The sequence below is a fragment of the Gilliamella sp. CG35 genome (assembly GCF_046635745.1).
GTDB classification, from domain to species: Bacteria; Pseudomonadota; Gammaproteobacteria; order Enterobacterales; family Orbaceae; genus Gilliamella; species Gilliamella apicola_I.
This window is the reverse complement of record NZ_JBIDFH010000001.1, coordinates 120,743-140,737: the sequence shown is the minus strand read 5'-3', so window position 1 is coordinate 140,737 and position 19,995 is coordinate 120,743. Positions and strand designations below refer to the sequence as shown.

The window sequence follows — 19,995 nt, the reverse complement described above, 5'->3', positions numbered from 1 at the left end:
AACATGGATAATCAAAGTCAACTCATGATTGATCAAACCATCACACAGACCATTTCAACATGTTTAAAAAAACACCGTAAGCTATTGGTAGCTTATAGTGGCGGGGTTGATTCCACTGTATTGTTACATGCACTAGTCAAATTGAAACAACAACAAGCTGATTTAGCAGTACGAGCCATTTATATTCATCATGGTTTAAGTCAAAATGCAGATAATTGGGCAAGCCATTGCCAACAACAATGCCAACAATGGGAAATCCCTTTTATTATTGAAAAGGTTAAGCTTGATATCTCGGCAGGCAATATTGAAGAACAAGCTCGACATGCTCGTTATCAAGCGATTTATCGTCATTTGAAAAGCGATGAAATGCTATGCACAGCACAACATCTTGATGACCAATGCGAAACGTTTTTGTTAGCTTTAAAAAGAGGAAGCGGTCCATCAGGGTTATCAGCCATGCCCGTTGAAAACCAACAACATCTTCGACCGTTACTCACTATTTCACGTAAACAAATAGAAGCGTATGCCAATTGGCATCAATTAACTTGGATAGAAGATGAAAGTAATCAAGATGACCATTATGATCGCAATTTTCTTAGATTAAATGTTTTGCCAATTATTGATCAACGTTGGCCTCAGTTTTCACAAATGGTTGCCCGAAGTGCATCGCTTTGCCAACAACAAGAAGCTTTAATTAACGAGCTGTTACTTAACGATTTTCATCAAGTATTAACCCAGCAAGGTCAGCTACGCTTGTCGCCATTACGCGATTATTCAGAATATAAACGCAATGCCATTTTACGCATGTGGCTACGACATCAACACGTTATGATGCCTAGCCAAAAACAACTAGCACTTATTTGGCAAACCGTTGTTCAAGCAAAGAACGATGCTAATCCGCAATTCGTTTTACACCATAAGCAAATTCGCCGTTATCAAAATTTACTTTATCTATTGCCACTCTATAAAGATACTGAACAACAAGTCATAAATTGGGATCTGACTTCGCCTTTAGTTTTACCTGATCATATCGGTGAGTTACATGCTCTTTATCAAGATGATTTAACGTGTCGTCTACCGAACAGAGACGAACATGTTACCGTACGCTTTCATGCTCAAGGACAGCTTCAAATCGTTAATCGTCAAGGCTCAAGAGCAATCAAAAAACTATGGCAAGAAAACCATATTCCACCTTGGATGCGAACACGCATCCCTTTGATATATTATGATGAACAACTTATTTGCGCTGTCGGCGTGTTTGTGACTGACCACGGAAAAGGTTCGCAAATTGATTTTCATGTCACTTAGCACATAAGCCACTTGCTCATTATCAATCAGCTATCAAACCATTAAGGGACATTATCCATTGCCCCTTAAGTTAAAGGTTAACAAGCTAATTTTATTTTGTTTCTGCTCTTGGCTTCCAGCGTTTTAGTAATAATGCATTAGTCACCACACTAACACTACTTAAAGCCATAGCAGCGCCAGCAATCATTGGGTTTAAAAAACCAAATGCCGCTAATGGAATACCAATTAAATTATAGAAAAACGCCCAAAATAAGTTTTGTTTGATCTTATTATATGTTCGACGAGAAATATCAATAGCATCAGCGATAAGGTATAAATTACCTCGCATTAAGGTAATACTTGCTGTATGCATTGCCACATCAGTACCTGTTCCCATGGCAATGCCGATATCAGCGGCAGCCAACGCTGGCGCATCATTAATGCCATCCCCTACCATTGCTACTTGATTATTGGTGTTGGTATGGCTCTCTTTTTGCAATTGATATATATAGTTGGCTTTATCTTGGGGTAACACTTCGGCTATCACTTTATCTAAGTTTAATTGTTGACCCACATAATTTGCCGCTTGTTGATTATCACCAGTTAGCATGACAGTATTAACATGCAATTGATGTAATGCATCAATTGCATTTCTCGCTTCAGGTTTAATCACATCAGCAAAGCCAAATAAAGCAAGTATCACGACACTATCTTCAGCTTGTTGTTTAGCCAAAAATGAAATAGTGTACCCTTTACTGGTTAGCTCATCTATTTTATCATCCATGTTTACAAAATAGGCGTTTAACGATTTCATCCAACGCAAACTTCCTAAATAGTATTCGGTGTTATCAATCCTTGCCATGACGCCCGATCCTGTTACTGATGTGATATTTTTCGCATAATCATACTGTTTAGCTTTAGATAACATAGCTTTTGCTAATGGATGTTCACTACCTGCTTGCATCGATGCAGCAAGTGACAAAATCTGATCGGGTGTTTCAGTTCCAACGACATCGATTTCCACCAAGTCAGGTTTACCTTCTGTTAAGGTGCCTGTTTTATCAAATGCGACAGTGTTAACATTATGCAATGTTTCTAAAGCTTCAGCATCTTTAATCAAAATACCTTGACGTGCAGCCACACCCGTGCCAACCATAATCGCTGTGGGTGTTGCCAATCCTAAAGCACATGGGCAAGCAATCACCAATACAGCAACGGCATGAAGTAATGCTTGTTGCCAATCATGATAAATAATTCCCCAAGCCAATAAGGTAATCAAAGCAATGATCAAAATGACTGGGACAAAAATTGCGCTGATACGATCGACAATTCGCTGTATAGGTGCTTTTTTAGCCTGTGCAGATTCGACCATTTCAATAATTTTAGACAGTTTTGAATCAGATTGGATAGCGGTAGTTTTGACGATTATCAGTCCTTCACCATTAATGGTACCACCCGTGACCACATCATTAACAGTTTTATTAACTGGAAAACTTTCTCCGGTTAACATCGATTCATCACTACTGGATGTGCCTTCCATAATAATACCGTCAACTGGAATACGTTCACCGGGTTTAATTACAACAATATCGTTCACTTTAACTTGGCTAATCGGTAAACTAATTTCGTGATCCCCTTGTCTGACTAAAGCGACTTCAGGTCTTAATGCTGAAAGTGCTTCGATCGCTTGTGTGGTTTGATGTTTCGCTCTTGACTCTAACCATTTACCCACTAAGATTAAAGTTATAATTACAACAGATGATTCGAAATAGAGATGATCATAATGCCCTGTAATTAATTGATATAACGATAAACCATAAGCTGCACTGGTACCTATAGCCACTAATAAATCCATATTACCAGTGAAAGCTTTTAAAGCACTAAAACCACTTCGGTAAAATTTAGCACCAAGACCGAATTGAACAATCGAAGCCAGAATAAATTGTAACCATGCAGGCATCATTAAATGGAAACCAAATGGCTCTAATAACATTGGTAAAACAAAAGGAATAGCGAATAAAATGGACACCACAATCGGCCAAAGTGATGCTTGTTTTTCAGTATCTTCTGCATGTGTTTGCTGATCCGTCATTTTCACCGCATGATAACCTGCTTTGTCTACCGCTGACATCAGTGTTGCTAAATTAACATTTGAATTTGCTTTAACGGTTGCTTTTTCAGTCGCTAGATTCACGCTAACATCAATTACTCCATCAACCTTTTTAATCGCCTTTTCAACATGACTAACGCATGATGCGCAGCTCATATCTTCAACATAAAAATTATATTCAACTGTTTTCATTTGACGCATCCTTTGGTGAGAGGGTTGTTAAGATTAAAAAACGTTCTCAACAAATTTTTTTGATTACTTAACAAATATTTTAATACTAATTATTCGAATAACAAGAATGCACTTTTTTGATATATACTATCCAAAAAGATACTATTGAGGCATTAAGTGAAAAATCATTTAGTTAAAACCTATAACAACGAGCAATGCTTGGAATCTGTTATTCACTGTCCGGTTGAAACAACAATCAATTTGATTGGAGGTAAATATAAATCATTAATTTTATGGAAACTGATGACAAACAAAACATTAAGATTTTCTCAGTTACGAAAAGAAATTCCTTGCGCCACACCAAAAATGTTAACTCAGCAGTTACGTGAACTCGAATCCAATCAATTAATCAACCGAAAAGTGTTTCCTGTCGTCCCACCAAAAGTAGAATATTCCTTAACAGATTTTGGCAAAAGTATTAAACCTGTATTAGAAGCAATGTATCAATGGGGAAGCCATTGTTTAAATCGCCAAGGGCTGAATATCAATTGTACAATGGCAGCAATAGCTGACCATCCTAAACAATAATCACTTTAATACAAGATGCTTTGCATCAATTACTTTTCCTTAGTGATCAAAAAGACAAGCAATAAATAAGAGGAAACAGCGTTATTACAACGCTGTTCATAATAGAAATTAATTACGTAATTTTTCTGGCCAATCGTTTTGAGTAGACACTAATAAATCTTTCACAACTCGTGGATTACCAGCCACAACATTACCAGATACCATATAATTATTACCACCGGCAAAATCGGTAATGACACCACCAGCTTCACGTAAGATGAGTTCACCTGCCGCAATATCCCAAGGTTTTAAACCGATTTCGAAAAATCCATCTAAACGACCTGCTGCCACATAAGCCAAATCTAATGCTGGTGAACCAGTGCGACGAAAATCACCGCATTTAGTAAATAATTTTTGTAAAACTGCAAAATAGCTATCGCTATATTGTTTCGCTTTAAATGGAAATGCGGTTGCCAGTATACTTCCATTTAAATCTTTAGCATTACTGACACGAATACGATAGCCATTTAGCTGAGCACCCTTACCACGTGCAGCAGTATACAATTCATTGCTCATTGGATTATAAACCACTGCCACTTCGGTTTTACCTTTGACTCGAGCAGCAATAGACACAGCAAAATGTGGGATATTCTTAATAAAATTGGTGGTACCATCAATTGGGTCGATTATCCACTGCGTATCGGCATCGCTACCTTTAGCAAGACCACTTTCTTCAGCGATAATAGTATGATCTGGATACGCTTTTTTAATTGTTTCAATAATTAAAGCTTCAGCAGCACGATCTGCATTGGTTGCAAAATCGTTAGCACCTTTAGTATCAATTTCGATTGAACTAGGATTTTCATAAGCCTTAATGGCAACATTACCTGCTTTGCGAGCAGCACGAATAGCAATATTAAGCATCGGATGCATAATTTTCTTCCAATTGATGATGTTAAAGAACGGGTTGTTTTGGCAAACTTTAAAAGTGATACCAAAATTTACGGCATAGTATAAAGGTTTTATAAGCTTATTGCCAGATTATGTTGGGAATGTCAGCGATATTATTGATTTTGAGAAAAATAACGCAACATCCCAAATTCACCGCATTAAATAATGTTTTGATACGTTAATAATTTATCAAAGAGACTAGCTGCTACATAAATAATTCCTATCAACACATTATTCACTTATCACTAACATTATTTTTGATTTTCACCGTATGCATTGCTAAATAATTTTCACATATTACAAACTTATTTAATAAAACTTTATTAAAAGACGATACTTATAAACCATTATCGATGTAATTTGATACAATATATTTGCTATAAATTGTTATAAATAGGAAAAAATGGATGAAGAAATTAATATTGATTCTATGTTTATTTTTTTCAGTGAACACCCCCATTTTCGCTGATGAAAATCAAGAACTTAATTATAAGGATGAGTACAGAAAAGCCACTATCCAAAATGATGCAGAAGCACAATTTCATGTAGGTTATATGTATGAAAAAGGCATTGAAGTTGAGCAAAGTTATACCAAAGCAGCTCAATGGTATGAAAAAGCCGTAAAACAAAATAATGAAAATGCCTCAGTTTATTTAGGTTCCTTATATTTGAATGGTTTAGGCGTCACTCAAAATTTAGATAAAGCAAAAAAACTGATTGAAAAAGGCGCATTGAACGGTAACAGTAGTGGCGAGTTTTATATGGGGCTTTTTTATGATTTAATTGCTCAAAAGCCAAGAGCAAAAGGAATCGAATCCAATTTAAAAAATGACGCAATCAATCAAAATTATATCATGGCTAGAAAGTGGTATGAAAAAGCATTAAAGCATGGAGAACCAGCTGCTGCCGGAAATCTTGGTGTTTTGTATGAAGCTGGAAGAGGTGTCAAACAAGATGACGTCAAAGCAAGAAAGTATTATGAACAAGCCGTAAAAGGAAATGCCATTGTTTCAAATAATAATTTGGCTAACTTTTATTATCTTGGAAAAGGTGGATTGAAACAAGATTACGTAAAAGGTAGAAAATTAGATGAAAAGGCAGCGAAAAAAGGTTACGTTGAGTCACAATTCAAATTAGGTTGGCTATATTTTAACGGAAACGGCGTTAAACAAGATTATCGGCAAGCCAAAAAATGGTTTGAACTGGCTGCTGAGCAAAATCATGGTGAATCACAATACTATTTAGGTCTTATTTATCAACAAGGACTGGGACGAGAAAAAGACATTAACACAGCTAAACATTATTTTAAGCTGTCTTGTCAAAATACTGGCGATGAAGACGCCTGCCAATTACAATAATCACACGTTGTATTGTCATTGAGTCGATAAAATCACCTTGATTTTTCTCTTCATCAGTCGTTATCGTTAAGGTGATTTTGTCCTACTTTAAGTACAAAATAAAAGAATATTTATCATGATTGACCAACAGCAATTTGTGAGCAATAGAATTAATATTCTGGCAATTTTCCATGACAGTTAGTTAATCTATTTAATCCTCACTATTGTTACTTTTTTCATCGCATACTTGGCTTTCTAGTCGCTTTAAATTGGGAATTATTGCATAATACACGACGTATAAATTACCGAACTTAACTTAGGAATTATTATGGAACTTCTTTGTCCAGCAGGTTCATTGCCATCACTAAAAATAGCCATCGATAATGGTGCTGATGCCGTTTATATTGGTTTAAAAGATGATACTAATGCGCGTCATTTTGCTGGTTTAAATTTCAATGAGAAGCGATTAATTGAAGCCGCTGATTATGTACATAAACGTGGTAAAAAATTGCATATTGCGATAAATACTTTTGCACATCCTGAAAATTTTCAGCGTTGGCAACATGCAGTTGATACCGCGGCTAACATTGGTGCTGATGCGTTAATTATTGCTGATCTTGCTATGCTTGATTATGCTGCCGAAAAGTACCCTAATCTTGAACGCCATGTTTCCGTTCAAGCCTCTTCAACCAATGAAGAGTCAATTAAGTTTTATTATAATAATTTTCAGGTTCATCGTATTGTATTGCCACGTGTTCTGTCGATGCATCAAGTTAAACAGTTATCAAAAGTTTCTCCCGTCCCTTTAGAAGTTTTTGCCTTTGGTAGTTTATGTATAATGGCTGAAGGTCGTTGCTATTTATCGTCTTATTTAACAGGTGAATCACCTAATACCGTTGGGGCATGTTCTCCGGCTAAATTTGTGCGATGGGAAGAGACCGACAAAGGTCTTGAATCTCGTTTGAATAACGTATTGATTGATTGTCATAAAAAAGGTGAAAATGCCGGTTATCCAACCCTATGTAAAGGACGTTATTTTGTTGGAGAACAGCTTTATCATCCAATTGAAGAACCAACCAGTTTAAATACCATTGAGCTATTACCCGAGTTATTTGCTGCCAATATTGCATCGGTCAAAATTGAAGGACGTCAACGCAGTCCAGCTTATGTTGAGCAAGTAACCAAAGTATGGCGACAAGCAATTGACCGTTATAAAGCAAACCCACAATCATTTCAAGCTGAACAACATTGGATGGATACATTAGGCTCTGTGTCGGAAGGAACACAAACGACATTGGGTGCTTATCACCGTAAATGGCAATAATGAGTATTTTAGACTTTAAATTCATATTATTGGAAAAGACACTTATTAAAAATAAAGTGGCATTACTTTAATTTATATTATTGAATTTATTTAATAAAATATCATTTTAAATGATTTGATAAATGATCTAACATAAATCAATATAGTGAGCAAAACTATGAAATATGCATTAGGCCCAGTGCTTTATTATTGGCCTAAAACCGAAACAGAAACTTTTTATCATGCGGCAAAAGAAAGTGAAGCCGATATTATTTATATGGGCGAAACAGTTTGTACTAAACGCCGTGAAATGAAAGTCCCTAACTGGCTTGAATTAGCTAAAGAAGTCGCTAAATCAGGTAAACAAGTTGTGCTTTCAACGTTGGCTTTGCTTGAAGCTCCATCTGAATTAAATGAATTAAGATTACTCGTTAATAATGGCGATTTTTTAATTGAAGCCAATGATTTAGCTGCAATTAATATCGCTCAAGAAAATAAATTACCTTTTGTTGCCGGCCCTGCAATTAATTGCTATAACGCATACACGTTAAAATTATTACAAAAACAAGGTATGGTACGTTGGTGTATGCCCGTTGAACTTTCTCGGGATTGGTTAGCAAATGTACTAAATCAATTTGATAGTCTCAATATCGAGCGAAATTTTGACGTTGAAGTTTTCAGTTACGGTTACCTGCCGTTAGCCTATTCAGCTCGTTGTTTTACGGCACGTTCAGAAGATAAACCCAAAGATAAATGCGAAACATGTTGTATCAAATACCCTGTTGGGCGTGAAGTGTTTTCACAAGAACAACAAAAAGTGTTTGTTCTAAATGGGATCCAAACACAAAGCGGTTATTGCTATAATTTAGGTAATCAACTCAAAGAGATGAAAGGATTAGTTGATATTGTTCGTATTTCACCACTTGGGTTGGAAACATTGGATATTGTGAAACAGTTTAGAGCGAACGAAGAAGGATTAAATCCGCTACATATAGAGCATAAACGAGACTGTAATGGGTATTGGAATGGAATTGCAGGACTTGAACTTAACCAGTAAAAAGTTTTCTCATCAAAAGTTTAGAGCAGAATTTCCTGCTCTGAACAATGAAAACGTGTATCTTGATTCAGCCGCAACATCACTCAAGCCCCAAGCGATGATCGATGCGACGCTGGAATATTATGCACACAATACTGCAACTGTTAAACGCAGTTTGCACCCTAATGCCTTACAAGTGACTGAAATAATAAATCAAGCTCGGCAAAATGTCGCTGATTGGATTAACGCTTCAACGAGCAGTGAAATTATTTGGACAAGTGGTACGACCGAATCCATTAATCTTATTGCACAAAGCTATGCTCGACCTTTGCTAAAAGCAGGTGATGAGATTATTGTCAGTGAATTAGAGCACCATAGCAATTTATTGCCATGGCTAATTGTTGCAGAGCAAACGGGAGCCAAAGTAATTAAATGGTCATCGGTTATTGATGATCTGACTTCACTTCTATCCGAACGCACAAAAATTGTCGCCATTACACAAATGTCCAATGTGACAGGATTTTGTCCGGATTTAGCAGCGATTAGCCAAATCGTTCACCAATATAATGCCATTTTAGTGGTGGATGGTGCTCAAGGTATTGTTCATCATCCCATTGATGTTGATAAACTTGATATTGATTTTTATGTATTTTCAGCGCATAAATTATATGGTCCAACAGGACTCGGTGTATTATATGGTAAACAAATTTTGCTTGAAACTATGCCCGTTTGGCATGGTGGAGGTAAAATGCTAAAAAGTGTCTCTTTCGATCACTTTATACCTGAGCAACATCCGTATAAATTTGAAGCAGGCACACCCAATATCGCCGGAATGCTAGGCTTTAATGCAACGTTTGAATGGCTAAAACGTTGGGATTTTAATCAAGCACAATTATATACCGAACAATTAGCCGATTATGCAAAATCACAACTTAGTAAACTAACCAATATTCAATTTTACAGTGTAAATAATAGTTCAATCATCACATTTAATATCCACAATATTCATCATAATGATATTGCTATCTTATTAAGTGAACAAAACATTGCAATACGCACTGGTGAACTTTGTGCTCAACCATTAATGCAAAAGCTAGGTTGCCAAGGTGTCATTCGTCTTTCATTGATGCCTTATAATAACAAACACGATATCGATTGTTTTATAATTGCATTACAACATGCTATACAAATCTTGGATTAATTGTAATATCTGCTTTTGCTAACATAAAAATATTTATCATTACGTAAACGACAAATAGGTCTATATTATGCTATCGCAGCAAACATTAACGGAATTATTATTGAAACAACAAAACTGGCAAGATCGTTATCGGCAAATCATTGCGTTATCAAAACAATTGCCTGACTTTCCAGCCGATTTAAAAACAGATAGTAACCAAGTCAATGGTTGTGAAAATCGAGTTTGGCTTACTTTTCAAAAACAAACTGATGATACTTTTATTTTTCAAGGTGATAGTGAGGGTCGAATTGTTAAAGGGTTACTCGCAATTTTACTTATCATTGCAAATCATAAAACAGCGAAGCAAATTCAGGCTATCGATTTTCAGTTTGAATTAAGTAAACTTAAAATTACCGACGAGCTTAGTCAATCTCGCCTAAAAGGATTAGATAAATTAATAGAACGAATTCAATCAGTTAATTAGAATAATAAAAGGGCGAAATATCTTTCCGCCCTTTCATCGATTTCACTTTTTACTTATCTAAATAAGTAAAAAGTGTGATAACTTTTTTAACACCAGCTACTTTACTGGCAACAACTGCAGCAGCTTTACCCTCTTCAGGTTTGACAATACCAATTAAAAAGACTTCGCCATTTTCGGTAACGACTTTAATATTTCTGGCTTTTGTTGCCGAATTTAAGACTAATTGTGATTTAACTTTGGTTGTAATCCATGCGTCATTGGTAATGGTTCCTGCACCAACAGACTCACCGATACGAATTTGATTAAATACTTTTTTGACACCTTCAACTTCATGAGCAAGATTTTCGGCTTTCATACTCTGTTCATTATTTGCTTGTCCGGTTAAAAGAATATTACCGTCATAAGCACTCGTTGAAATACGTGAACCAATAAAAGCTGATGTATTTTCTTTTAATTTCATACCCATTCGTGAATTCAGCGTTGTATCATCAACTTGAGTCCCGGTTGTACGCGGATCTGAAGCAACTTTGGCTGTAGCCGTTGCACCGGCTCCAATTACCGCAGCAACACAGCCTTGTAACATCAATGAGCCAGACATTAATATTACCGTTAAGGCAATTTTTCTCATTATAACTCCTTCATTTATGGCTTAGTAATGTGTAACTGATGACAAAATAAATTGATTTTATTATGCCTTGCACACAGTAATTTGCAAAACAATTTTACTGTTATTCATAATAATTATTGTTTATTTTTTTAAAAATAATAAACGAAAAACAGTAAAACAGACTGACGTCTATTTAAAAAATCTGTTATCTTTATACACTAAACTATATATTGATATTTTATAGGCTAATATGGAACAGGATTATATTGATTGGCTATATGGTTTGTCAGCGCCAATGGTAATATTAAATAAAAGATATGGAGCAAGCTATACCTCACCTTTTTTTTATCCTAACGATGATTTTATAGATTTGAAAGAGAGTTGGGAAATAGATTCTCGGGAAACTTTACTTGATTGCGTTTTCACCATGATTGATGATGGACATGCACCATTATTATCTGAATTCTATTCTAAATATTCTCAATTGTCTGAATTTGATTGGCTCAGCTTTTATGAACGTCAAACTGACTATCATAAAGTGATACTTACATTTGTTGAGCAAACATTTCCTATCTGTAATACTGCGGGAATTCGTAGTTGGGATTATGCCCGAATGGCTTATCTTTTACGACTTGGCACGACGAATAAATATGTAACTGAAGAGGAATGTTTGTGGATTTTGCATAGAATTGGGTTACGTTCAACATACTTTTATCATTCTTGGCAACACTACCTTGTTAGTTGGTTTATTGGTTTACAATATTGGAATAATTTACAGATTAAAGACGATTTAGAAAAATTACGCTGTGAATTATCCCGTCCATCTAACATCACATCCATGGCAAATTTATATGAAGACAAACAAGCACCCTTTAACCGGTTACCATGGTTTATTGATATTGAAAAATTTGAAAAACCAGAATCATTGACGGAGTATGATTGGTTATGAATGAACATATTTGGCAACTACTCGAAATAGAAAAAACGAATGATACCGTCGCAATACGTCAAGCCTATCGAGCCAAGTTACCTTTTTATCATCCCGAAACAGACCCGATTGGATTTAAAGCTTTACGTGAAGCTTATGAGTTTGCAATACAGTATGCACAGTCAACCGAACAAATGGATGGGCAATCACAACAAGAATCACAAGAGCAAGCAGTCACTCACCCCCTTACAGAAAAACAAATCAAAGAAAATGAAATTTGTACTGCTTATCAAGCACTTTTGAATGATCCACAACGGTGTTTTAACGCCGATGAATGGCAAAAATTTATTAGTTCATTTTACGATTACCCAATGGCAATCATTGATTCGGTAAAATGGCGTCTATTAGAAATAAGTTATGAAGCAAGCAATGTATCAAACGCTTGTATCAAACTGTTAGCGGATAATTTGCGTTGGCGCCAACAACTGAAAATACAATCTCCCAATCAATCTGAAAGGTATGATATCTTTTTAAATCATATTGAGAGTGAAGATTTATTTGACTATACCCTGTTACCCACCACAAACAGAGCTCTGCAAGATGCAACGATAAATTATATCGATTATACCAAATGGTTATTTTACGAACGTAGAAGTAGTGATCTTTATGACTTTTTATCACAAGATACTGTCATCTATTTACCCAACGATAAAAGCTTAATGCTTCAATTAGCTAATTGGCACTGTGTTGCAAGAATCCCTAATCAAACCTTATTAGATTATGCGTTGAAATGCATCACTCAAGATGATCAAGATGAACATATCAATATCGAATGGAGATATATTGCAGCAATTCAATATACTATGCTTGATAAAAAACATGAGTCTTTACAGGCTTGGCTTGATCTTTATAACTCAGGTCATTATCAAGAAAAAGCAGCCAGTTGGATAGCGGGCTGGTGCTCACATTATGCTAGTGATTATTTTCCATTGTTAATTATCGCATTGAATAACTCTTATTGTATTGCTGCAGAAACATCAGAAACTTACCTTTACGCAGTTCCTCAGTTAACAGCAACAACGGTTGCACGACTAGCACAAATTGATCCTGATGAGTATTCCCCTGAAATTGCAAGTTTTATCAAATGGTCGTTAAATGTGAGTTGGAATTATCGTCAAATTCTTGCACTGTTGTTACTTGATGACGGTACTAATCGTTTATATCGCTTATATCGTCATGCCATTATGTTACGACATGGTAATCAAACTTTATTACAACAAATTATTGATGAACAGAGTAAAGATGACTTTGAGCATTTTATTCTACAAAATTTACAACGCCAAGCTCAGCAACATTTAACATGGCTTGAACAAATTCCACCCGTCAAAGAATTTAAAGCTTGGCTGTATGATAGTGATGAAAATACGCCCATTCCAGATAAATTTGATCCTAACTTGAATGGGTACGAACAATACTATGGTCGTTTATGGTTGGATAGATTCGATGCCATTCCGGAGCGTGCCAAAAAACATCTTGATAATTTTTCGCGTTATGCAAATATAGAGATGTTTGACTGGTTTATTTTCTTAGAATCTGAACATTATTACCAGTTTCCAACTCCACCTGATTCATCGTGTGATAAAAACGTTTATTGGGAGTGGTATCGTCAATTTATTTTAACGATGGCTATAATTAATCAACCCTACGAAACAGCAAAATATCTTCGAAAAGAAAATAATACGTTTAAATTAACCGATGATGATCAAATGCTTCCAGTGATTAATATTTTCAAATATGGAAACTGGCAAAATAAAACTGAGCTCTATAATTTAATGGATAATAATAGTGGGTTAATCAATAGTATTTTAATCAATTACCCAGATTCAATCGAATCTTATATAGACAATCCTGAAAAAATTGATTTAAAAGATATCGAAAATAAAATCGAACAATTGTGGCAAACCAAATTTGCCAATCAAAACCCTTATTATTTAATGATATTAAATACCTTTTTGTTATATAAACCTGAACAAAAACTGAAATTACAACAAACGTTAAATAAAATTGCAGGTGATAATGGTGATTTACAAAAAATCGCAAATTCGCTCGAAAAACAGTGGTCATTTCCATCTTCAGTAAATAAAGATAAATATCAACATAATGATCTAACGGCTAAAATATTATATCTTAATGAGTGTTTAGCTAACTACTGTGGTCTAATTGAAGAAGATGATATCGAGATGTTAGAAGGGCTAAAAGATCATTCAGACAATAATATGATATTACGCTTATGTGCCGCCTTACTTTTAGCTAGAAATCGTGAAAATCAAAAAAAAGTAGATGCATTATCTCTACCTGAAAATAAATGGTGGCAATTTTGGCGTTTAAATGGACGAACAAATCGTAAAGGATTTTGTAAACAAATTTTTTATAGTCTGTTAATTATTGGTTTTTCTGCCTTATTTCTTGATAGATTTTTGTCCGACTCATCAATATATAACGAAGTTTCAAAATTTGCTTATATGATTTCGGGAATAAATATTATTTTCGCATTAAAACGACGTGCAAATGATAATTATTTAGGTGAACCATGTTACTTCGTTATTTATACGCTATTATTACTGATATTATTACCTTTCTGGAAACCTAGTTATAAAAAAAATAACCGATATGGACCGCCTGTGAAGGAATAGATAAACTAGTGTATAAACTTCCCCTTTTATATCAATAATAAAAGGGGAGAAGTTTATAAATACTACTTTGAATAATTATCTATCAAGATCTTTAAGTTCAGACTCAATATCACAACGAAACTCATTAATTTCATCTGGATTTTGACGATTTAATACATCAAGAAATGCTTCAAGATAAGATCCAATTAAATGACGTTCATCACCAAGTGATTGCGCCCAGGCACGTTCCAATCTAGCTAATAATGTACGATTTTGCATTTGATCTCGGGGATGAATTTTCAGTGATTTTAAACGTTCATGACTTTCCTGTTTTTGTTGTTCTGTTAACCCTATCGGGCTATGATCGATTACCTTGCCGTGTTGCTTACCTGTTTCAAGTACCACAACATCGACCTCTAATAATCCATTTAAATCATAACTGAAACGAATATCAATCCCTTGTATTTTTTCCATAGGCGTTAAAGGAACTTCAAACTCATCAATTAACACATTGTTTTCAACACGTGGATTTTCGCCTTGATAAACGGCTATAGAAATCAATTTTTGTTGTGGACGACTAGTATAAAAAGTCTTCACTTTTGAAGTCGGTACAATTGTATTGCGTTCAATAATGGGGGAAAATAAGCCATGAACATTATCCGACGCACTTTCAATACCTAATGTGTAAGGACAAACATCGGTCAAAATAACTTCTTCCACATCTTTATTACGCAATCGACAAGCTGCTTGTACTGCAGCACCTTGTGCCACAATAGTGGTCGGATTAATATGGCGATAAGGTAATTTGCCAAATAATTTGGTAACCAGTTCACGCACAACGCCCAATTGAGACGAACCACCCACTAACACAATATGTTCTAGTTGATTCGGCTTCAACCGAGCGTCACTTAACGCTTGCTCGATCGGTGCTCGAAGGCGATTTAATAATGGCAACCAAATCATTTTAGCTCGATTTTCGTTAAGCTCAAATTGCCACTCTTTATCTTGCCAAAACCAAGTTAAGTGTTGCATCTGTTCGCCGTTTAACTTGCATTTTAACTGTTCAGCTAAATCAAGTAATCTGGCATAATCATCGGCTGAAACATCTTGCTGTTTAATATTCCATTCACTTAAGCAAGCTTTAACAATATCATGAGTAAAATCTTCTCCACCTAAATAATTATCGCCCGCCGAAGCATGGACTTCGATTATTGGCATAGAGTATTCAAGTACGGTGACATCAAATGTTCCCCCACCCAAATCAAAAACTAATGTATTACCGGATTGTTCATCATGCAAGCCATATGCCATGGACGCTGCAGTTGGTTCATTAATTAAACGTACCGCGTTTAAACCAGCAAGTTCAGCTGCAAAACGGGTTTGTTTGCGCTGCTCATCATTAAAATAAGCAGGGACAGAAATCACCACATCATGAATGTTTTGTTTTAGAAAAGCTTCAGCATCAGCTTTTAAAGATTTTAGGACAATTGCAGAAAGTTCTGTTGGCGTAAACTTCTTATCGCCTAATTCAAAAACTTTATTCGATCCTAAAAAACGTTTAAATGCTGATGCACTCTGATTGGGATGAGTTGTTAATCGTGATAACGCTGCTCGACCAACTAAAATGGATCCATCTTCATCAATACTTATTGCTGATGGTGTTACCACTTCTCCAATTGCGTTGGGAATCAGCGTCGGTTTACTATCTTGCCAAACACAAATTAAGCTGTTTGTTGTACCTAAATCAATACCTATTGGGGGATGCATAAATCGTCTATTCTCTTATGTACTTAAATATTATTAGTTATTAAAAAAATTTTTAACGCAGTATTATATACTGTATTACTACAGTAATGACAATTTTATTTGATTAAAATAATCAGTATACTTTATTGTATAAAATTGAAGTTTAGTAATATGATTTTTACCGTAATAATTAATTATTTTATTTCACCTCAGTAATTTGACTGACTAAAATCCCTTCTTTTAACTTTGTCGTGATACATTCACCCACTTTCACTTGTTGACTATTACAAATCACATCATCATGTTGGTTAGTGGTAATTGAATAACCCCGCTCTAACGTTGCCAGCGGACTTAAGTTATTAAGTTGTGAGGTTTGTAAAACAAATTGATGTTGCGACATTGCTAATTTTTGTTTAATCATATTAATCAGTTGCTGTTGCTTTTGATATAAGGTCTGACCATAAAACGTGATGTGATATTCTGGCGAAACACTCAATAACTTTCTATCTAATCGATTATATTGATTAGTAAGTTTAAGCAAATATTGTTGAATATTTTCATATAACGCATGTCGATAAGTAATGAGTCGATTTAATTGTTGAGATAGCTTTGCTTGGGGATGTTCCGCTTGAAGTCGATGAAACCATGTATTCAATATTTCGCGTTGTCTTGTTAAGTAATAATCCATCGCCATCGATAAATGTTGTTCTTGTATCAAAATTCGCCGAATCTGTTCTTTATTATCATGACTAACAAGCTCTGCGGCAGCGGAAGGCGTTGCAGCTCTCACATCAGCAACAAAATCAGCTATTGTGAAGTCAATTTCATGTCCAACTGCACTTACAATAGGTAGTTGACTAGCAAATATCGCTCTTGCAACAACTTCTTCATTGAATGACCAAAGATCTTCAAGCGATCCACCACCTCGCCCAACTATCAATACATCACACTCTTGACGTACATTTGCTATTTGGATCATCTTGGCAATTTGACCAGCAGCTTCTGTACCTTGAACTTGGGTCGGATAAATAATTACCTGTAAACTGGGATCTCGGCGTTTTAAAATCTGACAAATATCATGCAATGCCGCACCAGTTGCCGAGGTAATAATACCAACAGTACGAATATTTTCCGGTAAACTTTTTTTATAGATAGGATCAAAGAGTCCTTCATCAGATAGTTTTTGTTTTAATTGCTCAAATTTTTGTTGCAGTAATCCTGCTCCAGCCAGTTGCATTTTATCAATGACTAATTGATATTCTCCACGTGCTTCGTACAATGTCACCATCGCTCGAACTAAAACTTGTTGTCCATTTTGCGGTGTAAATCCTGTTCGAAAATTACTATTTCGAAACATCGCACAACGCACTTGGGCAGCATCATCTTTAAGCGTAAAATACCAATGCCCTGAAGATGGACGAGAAAAATTCGAAATTTCGCCAACTAACCAAATTTGACCAATCGCATCAGAAAGTAGATCTTTGACCATTTGATTAAGATCTTTTACCGATAAAATCGAATTATTCAACATGTACTCATCCTTCTTAATGACACTAAAATTTATGTTAAATCGAATTCTGCCCAAATTGGCGCATGATCAGACGGTTTGTCCATGGCTCGAATATCATAATCAATGCCAGTTTGTTGACAATAGGATAACAATTTTTGACTAGCTAAAATTAAATCGATGCGCAGTCCAGTAAAGGTATCAAAACCTTTAGATCGATAATCAAACCATGAATAGTCTTGTTCAGTTGGATGTGCATGACGGTAAGTATCGATAAAGCCTAGTGACATTAAATTATCCATCCATTCCCGCTCTTCGGGTAAAAATGAACATTTACCAGTTCGTAACCAACGTTTACGACTATCATCAGAAATACCAATATCTAAATCGGTTGGGCAAATATTCATATCTCCCATTATCAAGGATAACTGATTACTCAATTGATGTTGCCGTAAATAATCAATCAAATCATGATAAAACTTACGTTTGGCAGGATATTTAACTTCATGATGCATACTTTCACCCTGCGGAAAATAGCCATTTATCACGGTTAAATTTCCTTGGTTGGTCGGTAACTCTGCCATAATTAAACGGCACTGAGCATCATCACTATCGGTTGGAAAGCCACACTGCACTGATATTGGTTTTTGTTTGGTTAATAACGCAACACCATAATGTCCTTTTTGACCATGATAATGTAAGTGATAACCAAATTGCGCTAACTCTTCGACAGGAAATTGATCATTATGAACTTTGGTTTCTTGTAAACCAATTATGTCGGGCTGATGTTTATCGATAATTGCGGCTAACTGATGAATGCGTGCACGCAGACTATTAATATTAAATGAGATAACTTTCATGATAAATTTATTATATTCGATTTGATGTTTAGATTTAACCATGCTATCAAAAATACGATATACTGTTAAGCTATTACAGTAAAAGCTACCATTTGTGATAAAGGAATCACCGAATATGACAACGGAATTACTTGAACTACGCGATAAAATTGATGAGGTCGATAAATCAATTTTGTCACTCATTACTCAGCGATTAGCCTTAGTCGCCGAAGTTGGCGAAGTAAAAAGCAAATATGGTATTCCAATTTATGATCCGAAACGTGAAGCTGAGATGTTAGCGAAAAGACGGCAAGAGGCAGAAAATTTAGGTATTTCTCCAGCGCTAATCGAAGATATATTACGACGACTAATGCGAGAGTCTTATATTAGTGAAAACGACAAAGGTTTTAAAAAAGTTTACACTGGTAAAGGATCAATTGTCATTATCGGTGGTAATGGTCAAATGGGGCGGTTGTTTACACAATTATTCACCCTATCTGGCTATGAAGTTAAAACATTAGGTTCCAAAACTATGCACCAAGCCGCAGAGGTTGTTGCTGATGCCGCTGCAGTCATTGTGACCGTACCAATTAATAAAACCTGTGAAATCATTCGACAATTACCGACTCTACCTAAAAATTGTATACTAACCGATTTCACTTCTATCAAAGTAAAACCTCTTCAAGCCATGTTAGAAAAACATCCTGGTCCTGTCGTTGGCTTACACCCTATGTTTGGTCCTGATGTACCTAATTTAGCAAAACAAATTATAGTGTATTGTGAAGGACGAGAGCCTGAAAAATACCAATGGCTTATTGATCAAATGCGCATTTGGGGTGCAAATTTATGTGCTATCAATGCCAAAGAGCATGACAAATGCATGTCATTTATTCAAGCATTACGCCATTTCACCTCTTTTTCTTATGGTGTTAATTTACAGCAAGAACATGTTGATTTAGAAAAACTAATTGCCCTTTCTTCTCCTATATATCGCCTTGAACTGATGATGGTTGGCAGATTATTTGCTCAAGATCCTGAACTTTATGCCGATATCATTATGGCATCAGATGATAATATCGAATTAATTAAACGCTATTATCAGCGCTTTGGACAGATGGTTGAATTGATTGAGCAACGCGATAAGGCAAAATTTGTTGAGAATTTTAATGAAGTCACCAAATGGTTTGGTAGCTATGCACAACGTTTTATCAAAGAAAGCCAAGTTTTATTAAAATTCGCTAATGATAATAGAGAATAATTTTATTATGCA

The 19,995-nt window shown here is 35.4% G+C and carries 16 protein-coding genes; 10 read left to right on the top strand and 6 right to left on the bottom strand.

The annotated features are described in order from the left end of the window. Positions 1-24 precede the first annotated feature (24 nt). Positions 25-1,308 carry a tRNA lysidine(34) synthetase TilS gene (tilS, locus tag ACGH4F_RS00600; RefSeq protein WP_411589698.1) on the top strand — a complete coding sequence of 428 codons (1,284 nt, stop codon included), beginning with the start codon at positions 25-27 and terminating at the stop codon, positions 1,306-1,308. A gap of 91 nt (positions 1,309-1,399) precedes the next feature. Here tilS and ACGH4F_RS00595 read toward each other — a convergent pair whose 3' ends face one another. Continuing rightward, entirely contained in the window at positions 1,400-3,589 is a 2,190-nt protein-coding gene (locus ACGH4F_RS00595; protein ID WP_411589590.1) for a heavy metal translocating P-type ATPase, read from the bottom strand. Between the two features lie 156 nt (positions 3,590-3,745). On the opposite strand from ACGH4F_RS00595, the gene ACGH4F_RS00590 reads away from it, so the two are divergent. Continuing rightward, positions 3,746-4,156 carry a winged helix-turn-helix transcriptional regulator gene (locus ACGH4F_RS00590; RefSeq protein ID WP_411589589.1) on the top strand — a complete coding sequence of 137 codons (411 nt, stop codon included), beginning with the start codon at positions 3,746-3,748 and terminating at the stop codon, positions 4,154-4,156. A gap of 108 nt (positions 4,157-4,264) precedes the next feature. Here ACGH4F_RS00590 and suhB read toward each other — a convergent pair whose 3' ends face one another. Then, positions 4,265-5,068 (bottom strand): inositol-1-monophosphatase, encoded by an 804-nt coding sequence (gene suhB / locus ACGH4F_RS00585; RefSeq protein WP_411589587.1) that lies wholly within the window; start codon positions 5,066-5,068, stop codon positions 4,265-4,267. Positions 5,069-5,493: 425 nt separating this feature from the next. Between suhB and ACGH4F_RS00580 the strand changes: the two genes are divergently transcribed. From ACGH4F_RS00580 to ACGH4F_RS00560, 5 genes are all read left to right on the top strand, one after another. Continuing rightward, the gene (locus ACGH4F_RS00580; RefSeq protein ID WP_411589586.1) at positions 5,494-6,444 is read left to right on the top strand and encodes a tetratricopeptide repeat protein; all 951 of its coding nucleotides are present in this window, start codon (positions 5,494-5,496) and stop codon (positions 6,442-6,444) included. Positions 6,445-6,751: 307 nt separating this feature from the next. Beyond that, a complete protein-coding gene (locus tag ACGH4F_RS00575; RefSeq protein WP_255556881.1) occupies positions 6,752-7,747 on the top strand; it encodes a peptidase U32 family protein in 996 nt (331 codons plus the stop codon). Positions 7,748-7,904: 157 nt separating this feature from the next. Then, a complete protein-coding gene (locus ACGH4F_RS00570; RefSeq protein WP_267358926.1) occupies positions 7,905-8,783 on the top strand; it encodes a U32 family peptidase in 879 nt (292 codons plus the stop codon). Next, positions 8,740-9,963, top strand: coding sequence for a cysteine desulfurase CsdA (csdA, locus tag ACGH4F_RS00565; RefSeq protein WP_411589585.1), 1,224 nt, complete (start codon positions 8,740-8,742; stop codon positions 9,961-9,963). The genes ACGH4F_RS00570 and csdA overlap by 44 nt, the downstream gene beginning before the upstream one ends. A gap of 67 nt (positions 9,964-10,030) precedes the next feature. Next, positions 10,031-10,426 (top strand): SufE family protein, encoded by a 396-nt coding sequence (locus ACGH4F_RS00560; RefSeq protein ID WP_411589583.1) that lies wholly within the window; start codon positions 10,031-10,033, stop codon positions 10,424-10,426. 49 nt (positions 10,427-10,475) lie between these two features. Here the strand turns inward: ACGH4F_RS00560 and dolP are convergent, their stop codons facing one another. Then, entirely contained in the window at positions 10,476-11,054 is a 579-nt protein-coding gene (dolP, locus tag ACGH4F_RS00555) for a division/outer membrane stress-associated lipid-binding lipoprotein (RefSeq protein ID WP_267358932.1), read from the bottom strand. Positions 11,055-11,283: 229 nt separating this feature from the next. Here dolP and ACGH4F_RS00550 point away from each other — a divergent pair, with 229 nt between their 5' ends. Next, positions 11,284-11,982 (top strand): DUF1266 domain-containing protein, encoded by a 699-nt coding sequence (locus tag ACGH4F_RS00550; RefSeq protein ID WP_411589582.1) that lies wholly within the window; start codon positions 11,284-11,286, stop codon positions 11,980-11,982. Beyond that, a complete protein-coding gene (locus tag ACGH4F_RS00545) occupies positions 11,979-14,654 on the top strand; it encodes a hypothetical protein (protein WP_411589580.1) in 2,676 nt (891 codons plus the stop codon). The genes ACGH4F_RS00550 and ACGH4F_RS00545 overlap by 4 nt, the downstream gene beginning before the upstream one ends. Before the next feature lie 75 nt (positions 14,655-14,729). On the opposite strand, the gene ACGH4F_RS00540 is transcribed toward ACGH4F_RS00545, so the two are convergent. The 3 genes from ACGH4F_RS00540 to xthA form a co-directional block, all read right to left on the bottom strand. Further along, positions 14,730-16,400 (bottom strand): molecular chaperone HscC, encoded by a 1,671-nt coding sequence (locus ACGH4F_RS00540; protein WP_267358938.1) that lies wholly within the window; start codon positions 16,398-16,400, stop codon positions 14,730-14,732. A gap of 178 nt (positions 16,401-16,578) precedes the next feature. Next, positions 16,579-17,910 carry an exodeoxyribonuclease VII large subunit gene (xseA, locus tag ACGH4F_RS00535; protein WP_411589579.1) on the bottom strand — a complete coding sequence of 444 codons (1,332 nt, stop codon included), beginning with the start codon at positions 17,908-17,910 and terminating at the stop codon, positions 16,579-16,581. Between the two features lie 29 nt (positions 17,911-17,939). Continuing rightward, positions 17,940-18,746: an exodeoxyribonuclease III gene (gene xthA, locus ACGH4F_RS00530; protein WP_411589697.1), complete on the bottom strand. Its 807-nt coding sequence runs from the start codon at positions 18,744-18,746 to the stop codon at positions 17,940-17,942. Positions 18,747-18,861: 115 nt separating this feature from the next. Here xthA and tyrA point away from each other — a divergent pair, with 115 nt between their 5' ends. Next, positions 18,862-19,983, top strand: a complete 1,122-nt coding sequence (gene tyrA / locus ACGH4F_RS00525; RefSeq protein WP_411589577.1) for a bifunctional chorismate mutase/prephenate dehydrogenase — start codon at positions 18,862-18,864, stop codon at positions 19,981-19,983. Positions 19,984-19,995: the final 12 nt, after the last annotated feature.